General features: G+C 66.3%; 19 protein-coding genes. 12 read left to right on the forward strand and 7 right to left on the reverse strand.

The features are described from left to right. Nucleotides 1-510 (reverse strand): DUF3515 family protein, encoded by a 510-nt coding sequence (locus IAQ70_RS13400; protein ID WP_190989802.1) that lies wholly within the window; start codon nt 508-510, stop codon nt 1-3. Between the two features lie 136 nt (nt 511-646). Here IAQ70_RS13400 and thiL point away from each other — a divergent pair, with 136 nt between their 5' ends. The 4 genes from thiL to rsmD are packed head-to-tail and all read left to right on the forward strand — an operon-like array spanning nt 647 to nt 5,541. Next, the gene (thiL, locus tag IAQ70_RS13405) at nt 647-1,645 is read left to right on the forward strand and encodes a thiamine-phosphate kinase (RefSeq protein WP_190989856.1); all 999 of its coding nucleotides are present in this window, start codon (nt 647-649) and stop codon (nt 1,643-1,645) included. Between the two features lie 22 nt (nt 1,646-1,667). Continuing rightward, nucleotides 1,668-2,678, forward strand: a complete 1,011-nt coding sequence (locus tag IAQ70_RS13410) for a DAK2 domain-containing protein (protein ID WP_190989803.1) — start codon at nt 1,668-1,670, stop codon at nt 2,676-2,678. Further along, nucleotides 2,668-4,950: an ATP-dependent DNA helicase RecG gene (locus IAQ70_RS13415; protein WP_190989804.1), complete on the forward strand. Its 2,283-nt coding sequence runs from the start codon at nt 2,668-2,670 to the stop codon at nt 4,948-4,950. The genes IAQ70_RS13410 and IAQ70_RS13415 overlap by 11 nt, the downstream gene beginning before the upstream one ends. Before the next feature lie 9 nt (nt 4,951-4,959). Then, entirely contained in the window at nt 4,960-5,541 is a 582-nt protein-coding gene (gene rsmD, locus IAQ70_RS13420; protein WP_190989805.1) for a 16S rRNA (guanine(966)-N(2))-methyltransferase RsmD, read from the forward strand. 3 nt (nt 5,542-5,544) lie between these two features. Here the strand turns inward: rsmD and IAQ70_RS13425 are convergent, their stop codons facing one another. Together IAQ70_RS13425 and IAQ70_RS13430 are read right to left on the reverse strand one after the other, a co-directional pair. Next, on the reverse strand, nt 5,545-6,333 hold the full coding sequence (locus IAQ70_RS13425) for a spermidine synthase (RefSeq protein ID WP_190989806.1): 789 nt from the start codon (nt 6,331-6,333) through the stop codon (nt 5,545-5,547). Then, complete coding sequence (locus IAQ70_RS13430) at nt 6,333-7,538, reverse strand: aminotransferase class I/II-fold pyridoxal phosphate-dependent enzyme (protein ID WP_223860019.1); 1,206 nt, start codon at nt 7,536-7,538, stop codon at nt 6,333-6,335. Before IAQ70_RS13430 ends, IAQ70_RS13425 begins: the two co-directional genes overlap by 1 nt. A gap of 65 nt (nt 7,539-7,603) precedes the next feature. Between IAQ70_RS13430 and coaD the strand changes: the two genes are divergently transcribed. The 8 genes from coaD (at nt 7,604) to IAQ70_RS13470 (ending at nt 13,874) form a co-directional block, all read left to right on the forward strand. Beyond that, nucleotides 7,604-8,083 carry a pantetheine-phosphate adenylyltransferase gene (gene coaD, locus IAQ70_RS13435; protein ID WP_190989808.1) on the forward strand — a complete coding sequence of 160 codons (480 nt, stop codon included), beginning with the start codon at nt 7,604-7,606 and terminating at the stop codon, nt 8,081-8,083. A 144-nt stretch (nt 8,084-8,227) separates the two neighbouring features. Further along, the gene (locus IAQ70_RS13440; RefSeq protein ID WP_190989809.1) at nt 8,228-8,752 is read left to right on the forward strand and encodes a YceD family protein; all 525 of its coding nucleotides are present in this window, start codon (nt 8,228-8,230) and stop codon (nt 8,750-8,752) included. A 36-nt stretch (nt 8,753-8,788) separates the two neighbouring features. After that, nucleotides 8,789-8,992, forward strand: coding sequence for a 50S ribosomal protein L32 (rpmF, locus tag IAQ70_RS13445; RefSeq protein ID WP_056738282.1), 204 nt, complete (start codon nt 8,789-8,791; stop codon nt 8,990-8,992). Nucleotides 8,993-9,013: 21 nt separating this feature from the next. After that, nucleotides 9,014-9,739 carry a ribonuclease III gene (gene rnc, locus IAQ70_RS13450; RefSeq protein WP_190989857.1) on the forward strand — a complete coding sequence of 242 codons (726 nt, stop codon included), beginning with the start codon at nt 9,014-9,016 and terminating at the stop codon, nt 9,737-9,739. 8 nt (nt 9,740-9,747) lie between these two features. Further along, nucleotides 9,748-10,719, forward strand: a complete 972-nt coding sequence (gene mutM / locus IAQ70_RS13455) for a bifunctional DNA-formamidopyrimidine glycosylase/DNA-(apurinic or apyrimidinic site) lyase (protein ID WP_190989810.1) — start codon at nt 9,748-9,750, stop codon at nt 10,717-10,719. Between the two features lie 108 nt (nt 10,720-10,827). After that, nucleotides 10,828-11,529: a hypothetical protein gene (locus tag IAQ70_RS13460; protein WP_190989811.1), complete on the forward strand. Its 702-nt coding sequence runs from the start codon at nt 10,828-10,830 to the stop codon at nt 11,527-11,529. A gap of 15 nt (nt 11,530-11,544) precedes the next feature. After that, complete coding sequence (locus tag IAQ70_RS13465; protein ID WP_190989812.1) at nt 11,545-12,834, forward strand: MFS transporter; 1,290 nt, start codon at nt 11,545-11,547, stop codon at nt 12,832-12,834. Then, nucleotides 12,831-13,874: a TolB family protein gene (locus tag IAQ70_RS13470; protein ID WP_190989813.1), complete on the forward strand. Its 1,044-nt coding sequence runs from the start codon at nt 12,831-12,833 to the stop codon at nt 13,872-13,874. The genes IAQ70_RS13465 and IAQ70_RS13470 overlap by 4 nt, the downstream gene beginning before the upstream one ends. A gap of 376 nt (nt 13,875-14,250) precedes the next feature. Here the strand turns inward: IAQ70_RS13470 and IAQ70_RS13475 are convergent, their stop codons facing one another. From IAQ70_RS13475 to IAQ70_RS13490, 4 genes are all read right to left on the reverse strand, one after another. Then, nucleotides 14,251-19,005 (reverse strand): DUF4082 domain-containing protein, encoded by a 4,755-nt coding sequence (locus IAQ70_RS13475; RefSeq protein ID WP_190989814.1) that lies wholly within the window; start codon nt 19,003-19,005, stop codon nt 14,251-14,253. A gap of 316 nt (nt 19,006-19,321) precedes the next feature. Then, entirely contained in the window at nt 19,322-20,308 is a 987-nt protein-coding gene (locus IAQ70_RS13480; protein WP_190989815.1) for an NAD-dependent epimerase/dehydratase family protein, read from the reverse strand. Beyond that, entirely contained in the window at nt 20,305-23,019 is a 2,715-nt protein-coding gene (locus IAQ70_RS13485) for an alpha/beta fold hydrolase (RefSeq protein ID WP_190989816.1), read from the reverse strand. The genes IAQ70_RS13480 and IAQ70_RS13485 overlap by 4 nt, the downstream gene beginning before the upstream one ends. Further along, nucleotides 23,013-24,035, reverse strand: a complete 1,023-nt coding sequence (locus IAQ70_RS13490; RefSeq protein WP_190989817.1) for a 3-oxoacyl-ACP synthase III — start codon at nt 24,033-24,035, stop codon at nt 23,013-23,015. Before IAQ70_RS13490 ends, IAQ70_RS13485 begins: the two co-directional genes overlap by 7 nt. Nucleotides 24,036-24,039: the final 4 nt, after the last annotated feature.

Here is a 24,039-nt window from a genome sequence, read left to right on the forward strand (position 1 = left end):
CTACTTGGTGCTCGGCAGGTTCTGCAGGTCTTCCTGGCCCACGCAGTTTCCGGTGGCGGGGATCTTTGCGGCAGCCCCCGAAAGGTCGGCGAGGACGGTGGCGGAACTGATCGACTCCTGATCCTTCGTGAGGAGGATCTCCGTAGCCGGTTTGCGGCCGAACGTCGTCAGCGTCCACGCGGCGTCCGCTTCCCTGATGACCCAATCGACGCCGTTGACGCTCACGCAGCGGTCCGTGGTCGGACCCGGAACGTTCACACCGCAACGCAGGATCACCTGCGAGGGATCGCCCCAGGCAGCAGTGGCCTGGCTGTTCGTCTTCCGCAGTGCCGCGTCGCCGATGGCGTCCGGCAGCGCCACCATCATGGAGGCGCACGCCGGGTTGGCCGCGTCAGCGGCCGGGGCCACATCCACGGCGGGGGCGCAGCCGGACAGGACAGCGCCAGCCAGGGCGGCGGTCAGCAGGCTTACGGACACACGGGCAGGAAAGGGCAAGCGCGGATGGTGCATTCTTCAAGCCTAGCGCCGCCGCGCACGTGCGCCGCACCTCTGGCGTTGGTGCAGGATCAGCATTGTCGGTGCCGGGCTGTAGCGTAGGGGCGTGCCTGAAAAACCGCTGACCGAAGAAACCCCCACAGTCTCCGCCATGTCCGAATCCGGACTCCTGGCCCGCATCTTTCCCCGCCTGGAGATGGTCGGCGGCGCCCACGGCTCGGCCACACTGCTTGGTCCGGGGGACGACGCCGCGCTGGTGGCGGCACCGGACGGCAGAACGCTGATTTCCATTGACACCCAGGTCCAGGATCAGGACTTCCGGCTGCAGTGGGCCAATGGCTACCGGACCACCGGTTTCGACGTCGGGTGGAAGGCTGCAGCCCAGAACCTGAGTGACATCAATGCGATGGGCGGCAGGGCCACCTCGCTGGTGGTCAGCCTCACCCTGCCGCCGGAGACACCCGTCAGCTGGGTCGAGGACCTGGCCGATGGCCTCACCGCGGCCATCACGGGACTGGGCGCCACCCACTGCTCCGTGGCCGGAGGTGACCTGGGCCGCGGAACGGAAATCTCCGTGACCGTGGCGGTGCTGGGCACACTGGAAGGCGGAAATCCCGTGCTCCGCTCCGGAGCCCGCCCCGGCGACGTCCTTGCCCTGGCCGGCACAGTCGGCCGGGCCGCGGCCGGGCTGGCGCTCCTGGAAGCCCCAACTCCCATGCAGGCCCTTGCCCCGGCGCAGCGCGCACTCGTGGAAACCCAGTGCCGCCCGAGGCCTCCCCTGGCAGCGGGCCCGCGGGCCCGGGCGGCCGGCGCTACCGCCATGATGGATATCTCGGACGGACTGGTGCGCGACGGCGGCCGTCTCGCCGCCGCCAGCGGCGTGGTGCTGGACCTGGACCCGCTGGAACTGAAGCGGCAGGCGGAAGGCCTCAGGCCGGCGTCGGACGTCCTCGCAGCGGACCCCCTGGCATGGGTGCTGGGCGGGGGAGAAGACCACGGACTGCTTGCCACATTCCCAGCCAACATTCAGCTTCCGGCCGGATTCACTGCGATAGGCTCAGTACAAGCCCCGGGAACCCACACTGGCCCGGGCGTCACAATTGCGGGCCGCGTCGCTGGCGCCACGGGATGGGATCACTTTGCAGACTAAGGTTGCCGCGAATGCCCAAGCGATGAAGCGGTGGTTGGACAAAGCCGAAACGGCCATCGGCAACCACAGCGACCGCATCAATGCCATCAACATTTTCCCCGTGGCTGACGGCGACACCGGGACCAACCTTTACCTCACCGTCCGGGCAGCGGCCCGTGCCCTGCACAGCGGCACGGCAAGCCTGGACTCAGCCGCCCCCTCAGATCCGCGCCAGGCGGATGTGGGAGCGGTGCTGGCGCATGCCGGCCGGGCGGCGATGGAGCAGGCACGCGGTAACTCCGGCACGCTTTTCTCCGTGTTTCTCTGCGCCGCCGCCGAGCCGTTGGCCGGGCACACCCGCCTGACGTCAGCCCTGCTGGCAGCGGCGCTGAACCGCGCCCAGATCCGGGCGTGGTCCGCACTAAGCGATCCCGTGCCGGGCACCATGCTTTCAGTGATGGAGGCCGCAGCCCGAGCCGCCGCGGCAGTGGATGCGGGCCACAACGGCGACGACAGCAACCTCGCCCTCGGTAAAACCCTGGACGCCGCCGTCGAGGGCGCCCTGCAGGCAGTGGTCAGCACGGAGAACCAGTTGGCCGCCCTGGAAGCCGCACACGTAGTCGATGCCGGGGGCGTTGGCATGCTGCTCATCCTCGATTGCCTCCGCTCCGCTGTCCTGGGCGAGGGCCTGCAGGGGGAACTCCTCGACGGCCTGCACGGCTACGACGTCCAGGACCCGCACATCCACACCAGCATGCCGGATGACGACGGCGTTGAAGTCATGTGCACCATCAGCCTCTCACCGCTGAACGCCGCCACACTCCGGCAACGGCTGGACGAGATCGGCGACTCCGTCATCATGAGCCAGGTGGGCAACGCCGCGAATCCGGAAGGCAATTACCGCTGGCGTGTCCACGTCCACGTCCCGGACGCCACACCGGCCGTAAGCCTGATCCGCTCCCTGGGGCACCCTTCAGAGCTCACCGTCAGCGAACTCGCCGTAGCCCGAGATCCCGAACCGGCTCCCGCGAGCTCCCATGGACATGAGCGCTGAACTCGGCCAGCGCCTGGAACGGCTGATCGGAAAACGGTCAGCGTCGGCCATCGAGAAACATTTGGGGATCAGCACCGTCGGCGGCCTGCTGAACTATTTCCCCCGCCGCTACCTGAACCGGGGCGAGCTGACACCCATCGGCGAGCTGCCCGTCGATGAGGAAGTCACCCTGATTGCGCGGGTCCTCTCCAACAGCACCCGCAAGATGCACACGCGCCGCGGGTCCATTACCGATGTCATCATCACCGACGACGCCGCATCCCACGGCCGTCCGCGCCTTGCCTCCGTAGGCCCCGGCAGCGGGCACGGCACCCTCAAGATCACCTTCTTCAGCGGCTACCGGGCACAGGCCGAACTCCTGCCCGGACGGCGCGTGATGTTCTCCGGCAAAGTGACCCGGTACGGTGCCTCCCTGGGCCTGACCAATCCGGACTTCAACCTCCTGGACGAAGACCCGGACATGCCCGGCATGGACCCCGAAAAGCTGGCTGCCATGCCCGTCCCGGTGTACCCGGCCACGGCCAAGCTCACCAGCTGGTCGATCCAGAAAGTGATCGCCACGCTCCTCCAAACAGTCGATCTGGACGCGCTGCCCGATCCGCTGCCGGACGACGTCGCCCGCCGCGAAAAGTTCCTGCCGGTGGCCGAGGCCTACCGGCTCATCCACAAGCCCGAAACACAGGCCGACTGGAAGCGCGCCCAGGACCGTCTCCGGTTCCAGGAAGCCCTGGTCCTGCAGGCGGCCCTGGCGCGGCGGCGTGCACAGCTGGCGGCCGAGGAAGCCACCGCCCGGCGGCCGGCAGCCGATGGGCTGCTGACGGCGTTCGACCGGCAGCTGCCGTTCACCCTCACCGCCGGCCAGGCTGCCGTCGGCAAAACCCTTGCCGCCGAACTCGCGCAGGACAGCCCCATGAACCGGCTCCTGCAGGGGGAGGTCGGCTCGGGCAAAACCATTGTGGCGCTGCGGGCCATGCTGCAGGTGGTGGACGCCGGCGGGCAGGCGGCACTGCTCGCCCCCACCGAGGTCCTCGCGGCCCAGCACTTCGAATCCATCCGCCGGACCCTGGGTTCCCTCGCCCGGGATCCCATGCTGTCCGCGGACGGCCTCCTTGGCAGCCTCGCCGAAGGTGCCGTCCAGGTCACGCTGCTCACCGGCTCCATGCCCGCCGCCGCCCGCAAACGGGCCATGCTCGACGCCGCGTCCGGTTCGGCCGGAATTGTGATCGGCACGCACGCACTGCTGAGCGACAATGTGGCGTTCTATGATCTGGGCCTGATCGTCGTGGACGAACAGCACCGGTTCGGCGTGGAGCAGCGGGACGTCCTCCGGTCAAAGGCCAACAAGCCGCCGCACCTGCTGGTCATGACGGCCACGCCGATTCCCCGGACCGTGGCCATGACCGTTTTCGGCGATCTCGAAACCTCCATCCTGGACGAGCTCCCCGCAGGCCGGGCGCCGATTTCCACCCATGTAGTGGGCCTTGCCGAAAACCCCGGCTGGGCAGGGCGTATCTGGTCGCGTTCACGCGAGGAGATCGACGCCGGGCACCAGGTCTATGTGGTGTGCCCAAGGATCGGAACGGACGACGACGGCGATTTCAGTCCGGGCGAAGCGGAACCTTCCGCGGCCGGCCTGGCAGGGGACGGCGGCGAACGCGAACTCGCGTCGGTAACCGCCGTCGTCGAACAACTGCTCCAGGAGCCGGCCCTGTCCGGCGTCCCGCTGGGACCGATGCACGGCCGCCTCGACACGGCGGTGAAGAATGCCGCCATGGCTGATTTCACGGCCAACCGGACCAAGCTCCTGGTCGCCACCACCGTGATTGAAGTCGGCGTGGACGTGCACAACGCCACGTTGATGGTGATCCTCGACGCCGACCGCTTCGGCATCTCGCAGCTCCACCAGTTGCGTGGGCGGGTAGGCCGTGGCGGCCTCCCCGGAACCTGCCTGCTGGTCACCAGCCTGGAACCAGGGCACCCGAGCCGGCGGCGGCTGGATGCGGTGGCTTCCACCACTGACGGCTTTGAGCTCTCCCAGGAGGACCTCAAGCTGCGCCGCGAGGGCGACATCCTGGGCGCGTCACAGTCAGGCGGCCGATCCACCCTGAAGCTGCTGCGCGTGCTGGAGCACGAGGACATCATTGCCCGGGCACGGCAGGACGCCCAGGACGTCGTGGGCGCGGACCCGTCCCTGGCACGGCATCCCCGCCTTGCCGAGGCCATCAACGAATACCTGAATCCCGAGAAGGAGGCGTTCCTTGAGCGCGGATAGTAGGCGGGCATGAGCCGCATCATTGCGGGCGCCGCCGGCGGGACCCCGCTGGTCAGCGTCCCGGGGTCCATGACCCGGCCCACCACGGACCGCGTCAAGGAGGCGTTGTTCTCCCGCCTTGACGCTTTCGGCATCATTGCCGGTGCCCGCGTCCTGGACCTCTACGCCGGCTCCGGAGCGCTGGGCGTGGAGAGCGGCAGCAGGGGCGCCGACGCCGTTGACCTGGTGGAATTCGATGCCAAAGCCAGTTCCGTCTGCCAGCGCAATGCCGACCTCATCAACGGCGTGCTGGCCCGCAAGGCCGTCACGGTCCATCGTTCCAAAGTGGAGTCCTTTTTGGAGCGCACATCAGAGGAGGTCCGCTGGGACCTCGTCTTTATGGACCCGCCCTATCCGTTGGATGAGGCTGCGGTGTCAGCGGTGCTGGCAAAACTCGCGGACCATCTCGCTCCGGCTGCGGTGGTGGTGGTGGAACGGTCCTCACGCTCGCCGGAACCGGGCTGGCCGGCCGGCCTTGAACGGTTTGCGGAGCGGAAGTACGGCGAAACCAAGCTTTGGTACGCCGAGCCCTCCGTGCTTCCGGAGGACTGAAATTCAGCCATCGAGCCTGTCCAGGTCCACGCCGGCCAGAACCTTGGCGGGGTGGGGGCCGCGGGCTGTCAGTTCGGCGGTCCAACCCCCGGGCCACGCTGTTTGTGTGCCGGCAAGGATGATGTTGCCGGGGTAGCGGCCCGCAAACATGCCCGTCTCCGCGAACGCCGCCACGTCCGTCATGGCGCGGCGCATGGCGGCCACCTGGCTGCGGACCAGCGTGAGGCCGGGTTCGTCGCCCACGTTGACGATCAGTACGCCACCGGCGGTGAGGCGTGCACGGGCCTCCTCGTAGAACTCCGTGCAGGCAATGTGCGCCGGGGCTTCGGGCCCGGAGAAGATGTCCAGGATGACGACGTCGAACTGAAGGTCCGGATCCAGTTCCGCCAGAGCGTCGCGGGCATCGCCGATGATGGTGTGCAGATTGGTTCCGTCGGGCAGCGGGAGCTGCTGCAGGACATAATCGAGGAGCTCCCGCTCCAGCTCCACCGCGTACTGGACGGAACCGGGCCGGCTCGCCTGGATGTAGCGGGCAAGCGTCAGTGCCCCGGCGCCGAGATGCAGCGCCGCGATCGGCTCCCCTTCGGGCGCGGCAAGGTCCACCACGTGGCCGATCCGCCGCAGGTATTCGTAAAAAATCTCCTCCGGGTGGGCCAGATTGACGTGGGACTGTTCGGCCCCGCCGATGCTGAGGACGAAGGCGCCGTCCGTGAAGGCATCAGGCTCGATGGCGGCATGCTGTCCCGTGGTGCGCAGAAACCTGGCGGACCGTGCACCGCCAGCCTCCGGCATCACAGCTTTCCGCTGAGCGTTGCCAGCCGGGCGGCGGCCTCCTCGAGGACTGCCACCTTCTTGCAGAACGCGAACCGGAGCAGGCTGCGGGTCCGTTCCGCGCCTTGCGGATGGCAGAAGACCGGCACGGGGATTGCGGCGACCCCCACCAGGGCGGGAAGGCGGCGGGCAAGGTCCACGGAGTCGGCAATGCCGAGGGGCGCGGTGTCGACGTTGACGAAGTAGGTGCCCTGCGGGGTGAAGACATCGAAGCCTGCGGCGCGGAGGCCTTCGCTGAGGATGTCCCGCTTCTTCCGCAGCGTGGCTGATATCCCGTGGTAGAACTCGTCCGGCAGTGCCAGCCCGGTGGCGATTGCTGCCTGGAACGGCGTGCCGGAACTGTAAGTCAGGAATTGTTTGACGGTGCGGACTGCCGCCACCAGGTGCTCCGGTCCGGTCAGCCAGCCGATCTTCCAGCCGGTGAAGGAAAAAGTCTTTCCTGCTGAGGAAATGGTGATGGTCCTCTCGGCGGCACCCGGCAAGGAAGCCACCGGGATGTGCCGGGCACCGAAAGTAAGGTGCTCGTACACCTCATCGGTGATGATCAGGCAGTCATGCTTGCGGGCAAGCTCGACGACGCGTTGAAGGACCTGGCGGGGGAACACCGCGCCCGTGGGATTGTGGGGGTTATTCAGCAATACCACCCGGGTACGGCCGGTGAACGCTGCTTCGAGGGCTGCCGGGTCCGGGAGGAAGTCAGGGGCAAGCAGCGGGGCGGTGGTGTGGGTGGCGCCGGCCAGTCCGATGACTGCACCGTACGAGTCGTAGAACGGCTCGAACGTCAGCACCTCATCGCCCGGCCCGACGAACGCCAGCAGGGCAGCCGCGATGGCCTCGGTGGCCCCGGTGGTGACGATGACCTCCGTCTGCGGGTCCAGGGTCAGACCGTAGAACCGGCCCTGGTGGGCCGCGACGGCCTCCCGCAGTTCCGGGATGCCCTTGCCCGGCGCGTACTGATTGGCACCCGCCTCGATGGCGGCCATGGCTGCGGCCTTGATTTCAGCCGGCCCGTCCTCGTCCGGAAAGCCCTGCCCCAGGTTGATGGCGCCGGTCTGCGCCGCCAGGGTGGTCATCTCCTCGAAGATGGTGACGCCCAGCTGGCCGGCAGGTCCCAGGAGGTTTGCGCCGGCCGCGGTCCGCTGCCACGGAGCCGGTGCTGCGGGCATGGAAAGTTCCCGTGGTGGATGCATTCAGTCATGGTATCCCGGCGTCCATGCGGTAGGTTCGGTGCATGAGACGCGCTGTCTGCCCCGGATCCTATGACCCCATACACAACGGTCACCTCGAGGTTATCGCCCGTGCGGCCGGCCTCTTCGATGAAGTGATTGTGGCTGTTTCCACCAACTACGCCAAGAAGTACATGTTCAGCCTGGGGGATCGCATCGACATGGCCCGCGAAACCCTGGCTTCGCTGCAAGGCATTGTGGTTGAGCCTGTGGGGGAGGGCCTCCTGGCCGAGTATTGCCGCCAGCGTGGTGTGTCCGCGATCGTGAAGGGTCTCCGTTCGTCATCGGATTTCGATTATGAGCTCCCCATGGCCACCATGAACCGCCAGCTCAGCGGCGTTGAGACGGTGTTCCTGCCAGCCGAGGCGCACTACCTCCATTTGTCATCCACACTCATCAAGGAAGTGGCCAGCCTGGGCGGCAGCGTTTCCGACTATGTACCGCGTTCAGTGCAAAAAAGGCTGCTCTCAGGCGAGTCTGCGTAGGACCAACTGCCAAGAGGGTAGGCTTATCCGGTACTTCGGCGGCTGTCCAGGCCCGGTTTGAGTCCCTGCGGCTCTTCAGGCTAAGATGGTACGTCGGTCATATGTTCAACAGGAGTTCTCATTAAACGAGATGCTAGTTCGCCCTTGGCGTTCGACGTCAAGGATCTCGGGCGCAGCCCGGGCAGCATGCGGACGCTGAAAGAACATGTACCCGCGCCAAGTGATTTTGGCGTGGCACTCATTGGCGTTCAGGAAGGCTCGGATATCGGGCTGGACTTGAGGCTTGAGGCCGTACACGAAGGAATTCTGGTATCAGGAACCGTGGTCGCCGAAGTTACAGGCGAATGCGGTCGATGCCTGGATCCCCTTGCGTATGACCTTGAGGTCAATGTGCAAGAACTTTTCTTCTATGAGGGCGTCCTGCTTTCAGATGAAGAAGACGAAGAAGAGCAACGTCGAGTCGAGCACGATCTAATCGATCTTGAGCCGGTGTTGCGGGACGCAGTTGTAACCATGCTGCCGTTCCAGCCGGTGTGCCGGGAAGACTGCCAGGGCCTTTGCTCCGAATGCGGAGTCCGCCTGGAAGACGAGCCGGGGCATCACCACGAGGTCGTAGATCCTCGCTGGGCCGCCCTGGCTGACTTGGCTAAGCCTGACCGGCAAAACTGATCTGTACGTGTTTGTCTAGAGAGAAATGAGTTAGCCGTGGCTGTCCCGAAGCGGAAAATGTCTCGCTCGAATACCCGCGCCCGCCGCTCCCAGTGGAAGGCAACCGCCCCCCACCTGGTGAAGACTGTCGAGAACGGCCAGGTTGTTTACAGCCTGCCGCACCAGGCAAAGGTCGTTACCGACTCGGCTGGCACTGCGCTGTTCCTTGAGTACAAGGGCCGCAAGGTCGCAGACGTCTAATCGGCCCCCAAGGCTGAGATGATATCTTCAACTGAAGAGCTTCTGAAGCGTCTCGGTGTCTCTATTGACGCCGGGACGCTTCGTCTTGCTCTGACCCACCGTTCCTACGCCTACGAAAACGGCGGCATACCCACGAACGAGCGCCTTGAGTTCCTCGGCGACTCCATCCTTGGTTTCTCTGTGACGGACGCCCTGTACCGGGACAATCCCACGCTGCCCGAAGGTGACCTCGCCAAACGCCGCTCCGCGGTAGTCAGCACACGTGCCCTGGCGGGCATCGGCCGAAGCCTGGGCATCGGGGACTACATTTACCTGGGGCAGGGCGAAAAGCTCACCGAGGGCAAGAACAAGGCCTCAATCCTGGCGGACACCATGGAAGCACTCATCGGTGCCACGTACGTGTCCAACGACATCGAGACTGCACGCCAGCTTGTCATGCGACTGATCGGCCCGCTCCTGAAGGATGCGGCGGCCCTTGGTGCGGGAACGGACTGGAAAACCAGCATCCAGGAGCTCGCCGCAAGCCGGCAGCTCGGCACCATCTTCTACGCAGTGGAGGGAGCCGGTCCTGACCACGCCCGTACCTTCAAGGCTGTCCTGAACATCGGCGGCAAGCCGTACGGCAATGGCTCAGGCCACTCCAAAAAGGAAGCCGAGCAGGAAGCTGCCGCGGACGCCTGGCGTGTTCTTTCCGGAACCAGGGAAGCCGCGGCCGGCGGATCAGCCGGGTCCGGTTCCGGCGCCTAGGTCCAGCCGTGCCCGAACTGCCTGAAGTTGAAGTGGTCCGCCGCGGGTTGGTGAGCTGGCTCCGCGGCCGCACCATCACGTCAGTCGACGTCCTGGACCCCCGTTCGCTCCGCCGCCACACCCTGGGCCCCGAGGACTTCATTGGCAACGTCCAAGGCGCCACGGTCGTGGACGTGGTGCGGCGCGGAAAGTTTCTCTGGATGCCGCTGCGCGAAGCGGAAGAGCCTGCCGCCGCCGGTCCTGTCCCAGCACCCGCCGCGCCAGCCGTCGCCCTCATGGCGCACCTTGGCATGAGCGGCCAGCTGCTGATGCAGGATCCGGCGGTCCCGGACGAAAAGCACCTGAAGGTGCGCCTCCGGCTGAGCCCGGGTGAGGGCATGCCGGACCAGCTCCGTTTTGTGGACCAGCGCATCTTTGGCGGCCTGTTTGTGACGGCCCTGGTCCCCACGGACGACGGCGGTCCTGGCGGCCTCGCGGAGTCACCTGTTCCCTTGATTGCCGAAGAGGCAGCGCACATCGCCCGGGATCCCCTCGATCCCGCATTTTCCTTCGAGCTTTTCTACAGCCGGCTCAAAAAACGCAGGACTGGCCTCAAGCGCGCCCTCTTGGATCAGGGGCTGGTCTCAGGCATCGGCAACATTTACGCCGACGAGTCGCTCTGGCGTGCTGGCCTGCATTACGCCCGGCCCACGGACAAGCTGCGCCGTTCCGAGGCGCAACGCGTGATCGCATGCGCCCGCGAGGTCATGCTTGACGCGCTTGCGGCCGGCGGGACCAGCTTCGACTCCCTGTACGTCAACGTCAACGGCGCCTCCGGCTACTTCGACCGCTCCCTGAACGCGTACGGCAGGGAGGGGCAGCCCTGCCACCGGTGCGCCGCCGTCGGAATTAACTCCTTGATCCGCCGCGAACAGTTCATGAACCGCTCGTCCTACACGTGCCCCGTCTGCCAGCCGCGCCCACGGAACGGACGCTGGTAGGAAGAAACGAAAGTGTGCGGATTCTGCGGTTCCGCAATGTGGGTTCCATTGGCAGACTGAGCCCATGAAAGTCTGGGGCGTTGTTACCGCGGTTGCTGTGGCGCAGCCATGATCACCAAAAAACTGGTCCTCGCGGGAGTTGTAGCCGCTGCCTTGCTGGGCGGCGGGGCGGCGGTGCTTGACCAGATCGCCCCCGCAGGCATAACCCCGCCTAGTGCAGGCACGGGTCACTCCTCTGCGGACAGCAGTCTTCCGCACCCTTCCGGGACAGGGGCCGGCGGCACCACCGGGGCCGGAGACGGTACGGAGTCAACTTCAGCCGAGGCATCACCGTCGGAAGGAGCGCCGTCCGAAGCGGCCGCGTCGGATCCGGCAGGTCGCCGCGTCCTGGAAGTCCTTCCGCCGGCCAGTGCCGCGCCAACCGGCCTGCCCATGCCTTCACCTCCGGCCGCCCTGATCCGAACTCCCTTGCCGGCCCCGGCGTCAGCCCAAGGCAAGGTCGTCGAGGGCTTCCCCGTCCACGTGGTGACTTTCCCCGAGCGGACTGTCCTGGTGTCTACCAGTGTGAGCTCCGGTGATCGGACGCTGCAGGTCACCGCCGACGGTATCTCGGAGCTGAGCGCCGCGCAGATAACGGGTCATTTTCAGCAGTCCCTGCTGGCCCTGGGCTTCCAGTCCGAAGCAGTGACTTCCGGGGATGGCCAGCAGTCCGTTCGCCTGTCGCGCGGGACTGACACGGTGACAGTGGCCATTACGACGACGGGGACCGGAAGCACACGGTTCACACTTCTAGGCACCCTCCATGCGTAAAGGGACCAACAGCTGATGTACATCTCCGTTTCCGACCGCAACGGCGGCAAAAAGGACGGGCACGTTGCCGGCGGCGGCCGAACCCGCCGCCCCGAAACGCGGTTCAAACTCTCGCACACCATAGTTTGGCTGGGCGTCGTCAGCATGTTCACCGACATCTCCTCCGAGTCCGTGGCCGCCATTCTGCCCCTGTACATCACGGGCTTCCTGGGGCTCTCGGTGATCGCGTTTGGTGTACTCGACGGCATCAACCAGGGGGCCAGCGCGCTGGTCCGGATCGCGGCCGGGTGGGCTTCTGACAGGATGGGCCATCCCAAGCGTGTTGCCCTCGCCGGCTATGGGCTTTCGATGGCCGCCCGGATCGGCCTTCTGTTTGCCGGCGGATTTTGGTCCCTCACGGCGATCATTACCGGCGACAGGATCGGGAAAGGGATCCGCACTGCCCCCCGTGACGCGCTGATCACTGTATCGGCGCAGCCTGAACATCTGGCCCGGCACTTTGGCGTCCACCGGATGCTCGACAACATCGGCGCCGCGACCGGGCCCCTCCTGGCCTTCTTTGTTCTCATGCTCATCCCCAATGGCTACTCAACAGTCTTTGTGGTCTCGCTGGCATTCGCAGTCATTGGCGTGGCTGTGCTGGCACTGCTCGTCCCGGATCTGCGTGCCGGAAGGCCTCGCTCCGGGAAGGATGAGCCGAAAATTCCGGCACTTTCATTTCGCTGGCGGATGCTCCGGGAACCAGGGCTTGGGCGGCTGCTGATAGTTGCCGGAATCCTGGGGTTGCTTACTGTGGGAGACGGCTTTATCTACCTCGTGCTGCAGGATAAGAATTCGTTCGCCGTGCAATGGTTCCCGCTGCTGTATGTGGGCACCAACCTCGTATTCCTTGTGCTTGCGGTACCCCTGGGCAGGCTCGCTGACAGGTGGGGCAAAGCCAAGGTTTTTATCTCGGGGCACGCGGCGCTGCTCGCCTGCTATTTGCTGACAGCCATGCCGTTCGCAGGAATCGGCCCGACGCTCGGCTGCCTTGTCCTCCTCGGCGTGTTCTATGCCGCCACGGATGGGGTGCTGGCAGCCCTTGCCAGCCAGCTCACACCACCTGAGAGGCTTGCAACGGGCATCGGCGCGGCGCAGACCGTAGTGGCGGTAAGCCGGATGGCTGCTTCAGCAGGTTTCGGGATTCTATGGTTCGCCCTGGGTCCGGCGACGGCGATGGTTGTGGTTGGCTGCATGTTGACCGTTGCCGTCCTGGCGTCTCCGTTCATCCTTAACGGGATCGGGCATGAGAGGCGCGTGGCATGACCCGGCGCCGGTGGGAGACTGACGGAAAACTCCGATGGGTCATCCTGTTGGTACTGACCGTGATCGTGATTGCCGGCGCGGGCACGTATGCCGCTCAAGCGTTCCAACGGTTCCAGGCCGCCAGCCTGGCGGCCTCCTCGGCTGACATCGCGTCCGGCGGTTCGTCGCTGCCGGACCAGCCGTTTGTCCTGTTCCGCAACACCGCCTCCGGCGTGGGCTATGGCCAGGCCGCAACGGTACTCTTGTCCGCCCCGGGAGCGGAAAGGACGGTGGGCGGCGTCGCCTGCGACCGCGTCTACGGGACGTCCGGCGAAGTGATGTGCCTGCGGACCAACCGCGGTCTCGTCACCAGCTATGAGGCGGCCATCTATGACAGGAACTGGCAGGAGATCCGCAGCTGGGCGCTGCGCGGGATCCCCAGCCGCACAAGACTTGATGAAGCCGGAAGCACCGCAGCAACAACAGTCTTCGTGACCGGGCACTCGTATGCCGGAACAGGATTTTCCACTGAGACTGTGATCAGTCCCGTGGACGGCGGTCCCGGGACAGGAAGCCTCGAGGATTTCGCATTGTGGGTCAACGGCGCCCAAGTCAGTCCTGCGGACAGGAACATCTGGGGAGTGACCTTTCTTCCGGGCCAAGCCGATTCCTTTTACGCCACGGCGGCGTCGAACGGCCGGATTTGGCTTGTCGAAGGAAGCGTCTCGTCCCGTAAGCTCACCGCAGTCCACGACGGCGCTGAATGTCCGTCAGTCTCTCCTGACGGCAAGCGAATTGCATTCAAAAAGAACATGGCGGGCACCGTGACACCGCTCTGGAACATCGCGGTCCTCGATATTTCCACGGGCACAGAGACGCTGCTTGCGGAGACACGGAACGTTGATGACCAGGTTGAATGGCTGGATAACAGCACCCTGCTCTATGGACTGGGTCGGGATGATGCTGCCGGAGACAGCGACATCTGGCGTCTCGGCACCAACGCCGAGTCCCGGCCCGAACTCTTCATCCAACACGCCTGGTCCCCATCCGTTGTTCGGTGACCCGGGCGACCGGTCAACTATTCGATGACCCGGGCGACCGGTCAACTATTCGTTGACCCGGGCGACCGGTCAACCATTGCGGACAGCGTCACGCCCGGTAAGCCGGCACAGCGCCACCCCGGTCGCGGCGACAACACTCTGGACGACCCCGCACTGCAGGCTACCTGCGAACGCGGGTTGAGAAGGCGGAGCTGACCCCGCACTGCAGGCTAACCTGCGAAACCGGCTTGAGACGGGCGCAGCTGACACCGGACCGCAGCACCATCGGCGCCTGGGCGCCGGACAACAGGACCAAGCAGGGGAACGGACACACAAAAGAGCGGTCCAAGACAAACCAGCCTTGGACCGCTCCCTCTTGCCAGGGAACACCTACATATCAGTTGAACACGACGTCCACCAGGTAGCTTGCGTTGGAGGATGAGCCTGGGAAATCGTTGCTGTAGGAGTAGGCGCCGGACCCGCCGGTGGTGCGGAGTGGTCCGCTGGTGAATCCTGAGCTGAATCCTCCCTGGGTGTAGGAGTAGGTGCCGGTGGGGGTTCGGTAGGCGGCGATGTATTCGGTGTCGGGCGTGATTGCTACGGGTTGGTCGAAGGTTGCGGTCTGCCAGCCGGCGGTCGTTTCCCCGGTGAAGGTTACGGTGGCGAGCTGTTGGCCGTCGGCGGTGAAGAGGGTGCCGGTGTGGGTGCCGGTGTTGCCTGCGGCCTTGTAGAACCGGATGCCGGTGATGGTGCCGGCGGCGGAGCTGGCGAACCTGACGCCCAGGACCAGTGGTGTGCCGTCTTTGACCTCCATCACGGTTGGTGTCACTGTGTCCTGGTAGAGCGTGCAGGGGCAGGCTCCTTCGGTCTGCGGCGACGGGACGGTGGTGAAGGTCCAGGTGCTGCCGGCGCTCAGTTGCTGGTCTGTTGTAGAGGTGGCTGCCACGGCTACGGTGTAGGCCGTGCCGGCCGCCAGCGGGGCGGACGGGGTGAAGGTCACCTTGGAAGTGGCTGCGTCGTAGCTGGTCGATCCGGGAACAGCGGTTGTGCCTGGGCCGGTCACGGTGGCTGTCACCGTGGAGGCGTTGACCGGCTTGGAGAACACAGCAGATACGGTGCTGTTCGGGTCGATGCTTGACGAGCCGGGCAGCGGAGCCTGCGAAACGGCGGTAAACGGCAGATCCGACTGTTGGAACACGACGTCCACCAGGTAGCTTGCGTTGGAGGATGAGCCTGGGAAATCGTTGCTGTAGGAGTAGGCGCCGGACCCGCCGGTGGTGCGGAGTGGTCCGCTGGTGAATCCTGAGCTGAATCCTCCCTGGGTGTAGGAGTAGGTGCCGGTGGGGGTTCGGTAGGCGGCGATGTATTCGGTGTCGGGCGTTATTGCTACGGGTTGGTCGAAGGCGGCGGTCTGCCAGCCGGCGGTCGTTTCCCCGGTGAAGGTTACGGTGGCGAGCTGTTGGCCGTCGGCGGTGAAGAGGGTGCCGGTGTGGGTGCCGGTGTTGCCTGCGGCCTTGTAGAACCGGATGCCGGTGATGGTGCCGGCGGCGGAGCTGGCGAACCTGACGCCCAGGACCAGTGGTGTGCCGTCTTTGACCTCCATCACGGTTGGTGTCACTGTGTCCTGGTAGAGCGTGCAGGGGCAGGCTCCTTCGGTCTGCGGCGACGGGACGGTGGTGAAGGTCCAGGTGCTGCCGGCGCTCAGTTGCTGGTCTGTTGTAGAGGTGGCTGCCACGGCTACGGTGTAGGCCGTGCCGGCCGCCAGCGGGGCGGACGGGGTGAAGGTCACCTTGGAAGTGGCTGCGTCGTAGCTGGTCGATCCGGGAACAGCGGTTGTGCCCGGGCCGGTCACGGTGGCTGTCACGGTGGAGGCGTTGACCGGCTTGGAGAACACAGCAGATACGGTGCTGTTCGGGTCGATGCTTGACGAGCCGGGCAGCGGAGCCTGCGAAACGGCAGTAAACGGCAGGACCGGGTACTGGACCACAACATCGACCAGGTAGCTGGCCGATGACCGAAGGTTCGGGAAATCGTTGGAATAGGAGTAGGCGCCGGCGTCCGAAGACGCCCGCAGGTTGCCTGCGCTGAGGCCCGTCCCAAATCCATTGACCGTGGCTGAATACGTGCCGGTAGTGGTCTTGTAAGCCACGATGTACTCCGTGTTGGGTGACATTGCCACCGGCTGGTTGAAGTTCGCCGTCTGCCATCCCGAATTGCTTTCGTTGGCGAACACCACGGTGGCCAGCTGCTGGCCTTCGGCCGTGAACAGCGAGCCGGTGTGCGTTCCCGTATTTCCTGCGGCCTTGTAGAAGCGGACGCCGGTCACAGTGCCTTCAGTTGTGCTGGAGAACCTCACGCCGAGGGTGAGCGGCACCCCGTCCCTGATCTCCGGAAGGCCAGGCACCACGGAATCGTCATAGAAGCTGCAGGGGCACGTTCCTGGCACTGGCGGCGAGACCACCGTGGTGAAGGACCACGTACCCCCTGCGGTCACCGTATCTCCGGTGGTGGACGTGGCACTGAGCGTGGCCGTGTACGTGGTGCCCAGGTCAAGGCTGGACGCGGCCGTAAAGGTTGCTTTTCGGGTGGCGGGGTCGTAAATCGTCGTACCTTCGACGTTGGTCCCGCCGGGGGCGGTGAGCCTGAGCTGGACGCTCGAGGCTGTCACTGGCTTCGAGAAGGCGGCCCCCACGGTGGTGGACTGTGGAACGCTCGACGAGCCGTCCAAAGGCCAATGCCCGGAGACCGTGAGCGGCGTATTGTCCGTCGTGTCAAAGACGGCGTCGACGAAGTAGTTTCCGTTTCCGTAGCTGCTCGTCGGGTACACGCCGGGGCTGCCGTAAACACCCGCTGATGGGCTGCCGAAACCACCGGCCACCGTCAAGGGGGGATCGGCCAAACCAAAGCTGTCCCACTGGGAGTCCTTGCTGGCGTAATGTCCCTGCGGCGCCGTGTAGGACGCTGTATAGGCTTGGCCGGCGACGACGGCAACGGGCTGGGCAAAGAGGAGTTTCTGCCAACCGGAAGCCGTTTCCGACGTAAATGTTGCATTGGCGAGACGCTGGCCGGCGGAGTCCCACAGCGATCCGACATGGGTTCCGGAGTTTGCAGTGCTCTTGTAGAACCGAACCCCGGTGATGAACCCATCCACCGTGGGCGTGACCGTCATGCCGAGCTCGTAGGCTCCGCCATCCCCGGAATCAGGTACGGCGGGGACCTGCTCGCCGAATACCGTGTACGGTCCGGCGAGCGCAATATCGCGCACCGCGGGCGTGCCGATATTGGCGCTGTCGTCCATGGCACGGACCTGCAACGTGGCGCTGGACAAGCCCTTCTGGATGTAGGTGTACGTCCAGTTCTGTTTTCCTTGCGCCGGATGCCAGTTGGTTCCGCCATCTGTGGAAACCTCCACGCCTGAAACAATGCCGCCGGTATCGGTGGCAGTTCCGGAGGCAGTGACACTGGTGCCTTGCGGTATCGCAGCTCCCTGGGCAGGAGAGGCGATGGTGACCACAGGGCCGGTCTTATCACTACTGGGCGTGGCCGGGGCCAGGGCGGCATCGCGGGTGCCCGGCTGAGCGCCCATATCCGCCAAGAGGTTGATCTGGGCCTGCTGCATGCGGGGATCCGCCGGCGCTCCCGCGCCGTCGTGCTCTTGGTCAAGGCCCCAGGTCCACTGGACGGTGCCCGCGGAGAACACCAAGGCCCCGCTGGCCGCACGGTAAAGAGTGGTGTTGTGAGTAGTTGTTCCGGCTTTGACCGTGTTCCCGTAGTCCTGCAGATACTGTTCCACGGGTCCTGTGGTTGTGGACAACCGGATGAGTCCGGCAGGCCGGAAGCCGTTGTCCAGGTCTTCGTTGGATTCATAGCCCACCGTGTGAGGAGCGAGTTGCGCTGACGTCCCGGTGGCAAGCGTGGCAAGCGACGTGCTGCGCCAAAGCCGTGACTTGCCTTCCGCGGCGCTGACGGTAATGGGCAGATCGGAATAGTTCGACATGTACATGGTGCCGGTCAGGCCATTTTCAGGCAGGCCCCCGCCATTGGCCTGTGAGGCATACCGGGGATCGCGCCACGTGCCGGTCCATTCGTTGCTGGGATCGATCTTGCTGTTGGCCCAGGTTTCCTTGTAGGAGGTGATGGTCCGATACGCGGCCCCGTCAACGGCAGACGGTTCGTAGCGCGTACGCCAGTACATCTCGTTTCCGGAAAGGAACTGAAGGTTTACGCCCGCGTCACGGGCTGCCGCCACATTGGTGCGCTGCGCTCCGGACCAATATTCATCGTGCCCCACCGAAAGGAAGACTTTGTGGTTGAGCAGCAGCCCGCCGCTGCGGTCAGTATCCACACCGCTGATGTAGCTGACGTCGTAGCCGTTCTTCTCAAGGAAGCGGACCAGGGGGTATTCGTTACTGAAGTAGAAATCCCGGCCGTCCGGTCCGCCCCTTGTGTCGACGGGACGGTTGTAGCTGATTTTGTATGCACGGCCGTTGACGGCGCCTTGGTAAAAGTCAGCGCCGCCGTAGGTGTTGTAGGCCTGCCACGAGGTGTCGGAAGTTTGGAAGACAACGTCCGAGTGGCTCGCATCATTGCGGACAATAAACGTGATGTGGCTTTGGCTTCCGTTGTCCGGGCGGGTGAGGAGCGCAAAGTAAACGCCCGAGACTGCTGTCGAGGGCACCTGCCATGTGGCTGAAACGGCCCAGTTGCCGCAGTCGTACAGTTCCGTGGTGACGTCTGTGAGGCACTGCGGCTGGTTCTGCCGGAAGGCGGATGGGGTCACCGTGGCGACCTTGCGGGCGCCGAGACCCTGGTACCAGCCTGTCCGGTAGATGTTGATGGTGTAGTTGGCGGCGCTGGTGTCCACCTTGAAGGGGATGGGCTGCCCGGCATTGACACTGATCTCGGTCGCGAATCCTTGAATGTCGGAATCGCCGGCCCCCGAAATGTCCCACTCGGAGGCCGGGCTTCCCGGCTTTGAGTTCTCGCACGCGATGGCGTTGACCAGCGGAGCGCACGGGTCTGCCGCCGACGCACTGGAGAGAAAATTCGCCGGAAGGCCTACGGGCAACATCGCGGCTACGAGCGCGAGAGTCACCGCCACAACCATCCGCCGTAGGGGCTTCAGGGAACGCTCGGCTGGGTATGCGGGCATGTGAACTCCTGGATTGAGTACGCTGTTGCGAAGCAGGCCCGGAGCGAGTTGCTTCGGGCCAATTGCTGCTCCCCCAGGAGCAGCCAAAAACCAAGACATTCAGTTGTCCGCAGGGCCGGGACGTCGGTGCTGCCTCCGCACCGTCTGCACCGGTGATGGATTTAGCTTTGGCTGGAACCGGTCCAAGGACCCGTGAGAGACCGCCAAGCTAAGCAGCACATAACAACCCTGTAGCTGCGATATTAGGCACGGCATAAACACGCAACAAGGAAATTGGCGCGCCTGCGACGAAGTCTGTGGAAACCCGCAGGACGAGTCAGGGCGTCCGCAGCGTCCGGCCGCCGTAGTGCTGGGCCAGCTTCGCCAGACCTTCGTCGAGTGAGACGGCCGGAGTCCAGTCAAGGAGCTCGCGGGTCTCACGCTGATCGAACCAGTGGGCGGTGGAGAGCTGCTCGGCGAGGAACCTGGTCATCGGCGGCTCGTCCTCCCTGGCGGCACGGATCCAGACTTTCTCCACCACCGATCCCGCCGCACGGGCAAGCCTGCCCGGCACCCGCCACGATGGCGCCGGCACGCCGCCTGCGGCACAGATGCCGGCCAGCAGCTCACCAACCGGGCGGGGCTCGCCGTTGCTGACCACGAGCGCCCGGCCATGGACGTGCTCCATGCGGTGCAGCCCGGCGACGATGGCCGAGGCGGCATTCTCCACATAGGTGGTGTCGATCAGGGCGGCACCGGCGTCGAGCAGCGGCAGGCGGCCGCGGGCGGCACGCTCCAGCACCCGTTCCACTAACTGGGTGTCCCCGGGGCCCCAGACGACGTGCGGGCGCACCGCCGCGACCCGGAATTCCGGTGAGTCGGCAGCCAGCGCCAGCAGTTCGGCCGCCGCTTTCGTGCGGGAGTAGTCCCCGTGTGCGCGGGCCGGGTCTGCCGGCTCGGCGCCCAGTCCGGCGATGGCGGCCCCGGAGTTGGCCACGGACGGGGAGGAGACGAACACCAGGTCCCGCACGCCTGCCCCGCGGGCGGCACGCAGCAGGCGGCGTGTCCCTTCAATATTCACGTCATCGAAGTCAGCGGCGTGGCCGGTGAAGGAGACTTTCGCCGCCAGATGGATGACGCCCTCGGCGCCGGCAACGGCGCGGCGGACGGCGTCGTCGTCGGTAATGGACCCCGAAAGGTCCGTGGCGCCGTCGACCCCTGCAGCACGGCGCTGGAACGTCGTGACGGCGTGGCCCTGCCGCACCAGCAACCGGGCCACCTCACGGCCGAGCAGGCCGCTGGCGCCGGTGACGAGAATCCTCACGGCGTGCCCGGACGGCCGCCGGCCAGAACGCGGGACGCCCACCGCGACAGGCGGGTCCTGTCGATCTTGGCGTTGTGGCGGATGTCGGTCGGCTGGGCGGGGACAGCGAGCACGGCAGAGACGCTGACTCCGGCCAGGCGCGCCGCGGTCCGTACACGCCCCGCCAGTTGCGGTGCGGCAGGACCGGCCCGGCGCGCGGGAGGCACGGTCTCAACGACGGCGATGACGGCCTGCGTGCCGGCGGGACCGACCCCCACGACCGCGGCCAGTCCGACGTCGTCCAGGCGTTCGATGGCCTGCTCGGCGCCCACGGGTGTCACCACGGAACCCGGCGCCGTCACGACGTGCGCAAGGCGTCCCTCAACCCAGAGCCGGCCCGCGGCGTCAAAGTGCCCGACGTCGCCCGTGCGGTGCCATCCGGCACTGCGGACGCTCTCCCGCTGGGTCAGCCAGAGCCTGTCGTAGGCTTCCTTCACATGGGGGGCGCTGACGAGGATTTCGCCGGTCACCCCCGCTTCGGTGACGGGGTGGTTCCCCGGGGCGGTCCCGTTTGCGGCGAGGGGGATAAGGGCTACGCGCGCGCCGTGCACGGGCAGGCCCACACACACGCCGTTGCCGGCCCCGGCCATGGTTCCGGCGTCGGCGTCCGCCTGCGCAGTGCGGATCTGTTCGAGGCTGATGTCGGTGACCGGCAGCGCTTCGGTCATCCCGTAAGGCGTATGCAGGGAAGCCCGTGGCAGCAGCCGCTGCACTTCTGTGAGGAGCGGCTCCGGCACGGGCGCGCCGGCGGAGAGCAGCAGCTCCACGCGCTCCAGGGCCTCGTGCCCGGCACGGCGCAGGCCGTCCTTGGTGCTGAGCACGTTGCGCAGCGCCGCCGGCGAGGCGAAGACTACCGTGGCATCAACGGCCGCGGCCGCGTCTGCCAACGCGCTGGCCGTCAGGGTGCGGGGCGCGGTGACATCCATGGCGGGCGTCACCGAAACGGCTCCGAGCGCCGGACCCAGGAGGGCAAACGGCGCGAAGCCGGCAACCAGGCGTGCGCCGGGACGGATCCCCAGCGTCGCCGCCAGGGTGTCCCGCATCGCGACCAACTGGCGGTGGGTGTAGAGCACGCCTTTGGCGGGGCCGGTGGAGCCGGAGGTGAAGAGCACGGCTGCGGGCGCGTCGGGGCCAAGAGCCGCGTCCGGAGCGGCCTCCAGCGCGTTCGACGGCGGTACCTCGCTGACGCTGTCCCCGCCGCGGGCGAGCGCGGCGAGGGAGGTCTCCACGCCGAGGAGGCGGCGACGGGCCGCCGGCAGCTCCCGCACACTGATGCGCCGGCCCGGCCAGCCGAGCACCGAGGCAGCCGCCAGAGCCTTGTCGATGCCGATCAGGAAATCCGGGGCGGCGCCCTTCACGGCACGGCTCAGGCCGCGCGTTCCGAGGCCCGCGTCGGCTACGACCACCACCGCACCGATCCGCAGGCAGGCGTAGAGCACCACGGTCAGGTCCACACCGGGCGGAACCATCAGGCTCACCCTGTTGCCGGGCCTAACGCCGACGTCGAGCAGGCCCGCCGCAAGGGCGGCAATGCAGTGTTCCAACTCCCGCCAGCTGAGCGAACGGGAGACACTCCCGCCGGCGGCCATTTCCGCGACGGCGGTGTCCCCGCCGTCGGGTCCTGCTGCCAGCTCGGTGAGCTGCGCCCAGAGGGGCGGAGCGCCGGTGCCTGGCTGGCGCCTCCCGGCGCCGTCGGGGGCGCCTGTCATGACGTCCGTCAGGTGAACGCCGGATGCGGTGTCCCGGCCGCGCCCGGCCAGCCATTCGAAAACGGGGGCGGCGATGTCCCGGTCTTCGGCAACGAGATGGCCTGCACCCTCGAAGCGGTGAACCTCCGCATGAGGCAACCGGCCGATGAGGTCCTTGAGGTAGCGGTCGGAAAAGATCGGGTCCCGCGGCCCCCACAGCATCAGGGCCGGAACCGTCAGCCCGCGCAGCCCTTCGGCGACGCGACTGAGTGCCGGGTAGCTTGGATGGGACGGGTCTGCCGGAATGTCGGCGACAAAGTTTCCCACGCCCGCGCGCCGGCCGGCGCCGCGGTAGGGGGCCATAAAGGCGCTGCGTATGTCCGCGGCGAGCGGCGGGTGGGCCAGGGAATGAGTCACCCGCAGGAACGCGTCCGACGTCGTTGTTCCCCAGCGGTGTATGGCGGGGTGCAGGGCCAACCGCAGCGCCGGCGGGATGGGAGAACCGGCGGGCTGGTGGACGGCCGTATTGGTCAGCACCACTCCGGCGAGCTGGTCCTGGTGTGCCAGGGCCCAGCCGAGGCTGATGACGCCGCCCCAGTCGTGGCCGACCGTGACCACCGGCCCGTCCAGTTCGAGGGCGGCGGTAAGATCGCCCAGGTCGTTGATGCGGTCTTCCAGGCGCCGGAACGTGCCGGTGCGCTCGGAGAAGCCCATATCCAGCTGGTCCACGGCCACCACGCGCCACGGGTGGGCGGGATCAGCTCCGGCGGCCAGCAGGGTGCGCCAAAGGAAGGACCACGTCGGGTTGCCGTGCACGCACAACAGGGTGCCGGCAGGAACCAGGCCGCGGCGTGCGAGCTGCGCACCGTTGTCGAGCAGGTGCCAGCTGCGGACCGCTCCGGGTGTATCCGCGGAGGAGGTGGACGTCACCTGGATTTCCCGGGACCACCCGGGGTCCACGCCGGGCCAGTCGGCGGCTACCACTCGATTTCCAACAAGGCGGTGTTAAGGCCGGAACCGACGCCCATGCAGAGTACCCGGTCCCCGGTTCCGAGGGTCTGGGCTTCGGCGGCAAGGGTCATGGGGAGTGAGGCCGGGCCCACGTTGCCCCAGTGGGGGAACGTGATGGGAACCTTTTCCGGATCCAGGCCGATGGCGTCGATGATGGCCTGCGTGTAGGCGTTGCTCACCTGATGCGTGACATAGCGGTCCATCGCCGCCCAGTCCCACTCCGGCTGGGCCTCGTGCCAGGCGTCCACTACCAACTGCAGGCCGCCATCAAGCAGGCCTTTGGTGTCGGTGGCCATGCCGTCGATGCCGCCCACGCACAGCTCATGGTGCTCGGTACCGGCGCGCATCACGCCCCCGATGATCCGGTGGGCCCCTGGGTGCTGGTCCGCCGGGCCCAGAACTGCTGCGGCGGCCCCCGAACCCAGGGTGAGCGTGGCGAACTCACGGCCAAAGTCCTCGCGGGTGGTCTCCGGCCGCTGCAGCCGGGCCAGGGTGGCCTCCTGCGTGGCCTGGGCGTCTTCACCGTTAACGATCATCGCGTACTTGATCTGGCCGGAGTCGATCATGTTGGCCGCCAGTGTCAGGCCGTTGACGAAGCCGAGGCATGCGTTGGCGAGGTCGAAGTTCATGGCCGACGACGGCAGGCTGAGTCCGTGATGGATCTTCACCGCTACTGACGGTTCGAGGCTGCGCCGCGTGACAGAGGTGTTGATCAGCAGACCCACCTCCGACGCTTCGACGCCGGACTCGGCCAAGGCCTTCGCGCCGGCCTCGATGGCGGCGTCGTCGAACGATGTGCCCGGCGCCCACCAGCGCCGATGGGTGATGCCCGCGACCCGTTCGAGCAGCCGTGGCGGAAACTTCAAGCGACGCAGGGTGGGGGCCAGCCGCAGGTCGAAATCGGCGGAACTGACGATCTTTGGAGCTTCGACGCTACTCACCGACAGCAATGCGGTGTTGTTGTGCCGGAATGTTGCATTCCCTGTCAAAATT

Origin of the sequence: Pseudarthrobacter sulfonivorans (genome assembly GCF_014712225.1) — a bacterium.
Lineage (GTDB): Bacteria > Actinomycetota > Actinomycetes > Actinomycetales > Micrococcaceae > Arthrobacter > Arthrobacter sulfonivorans.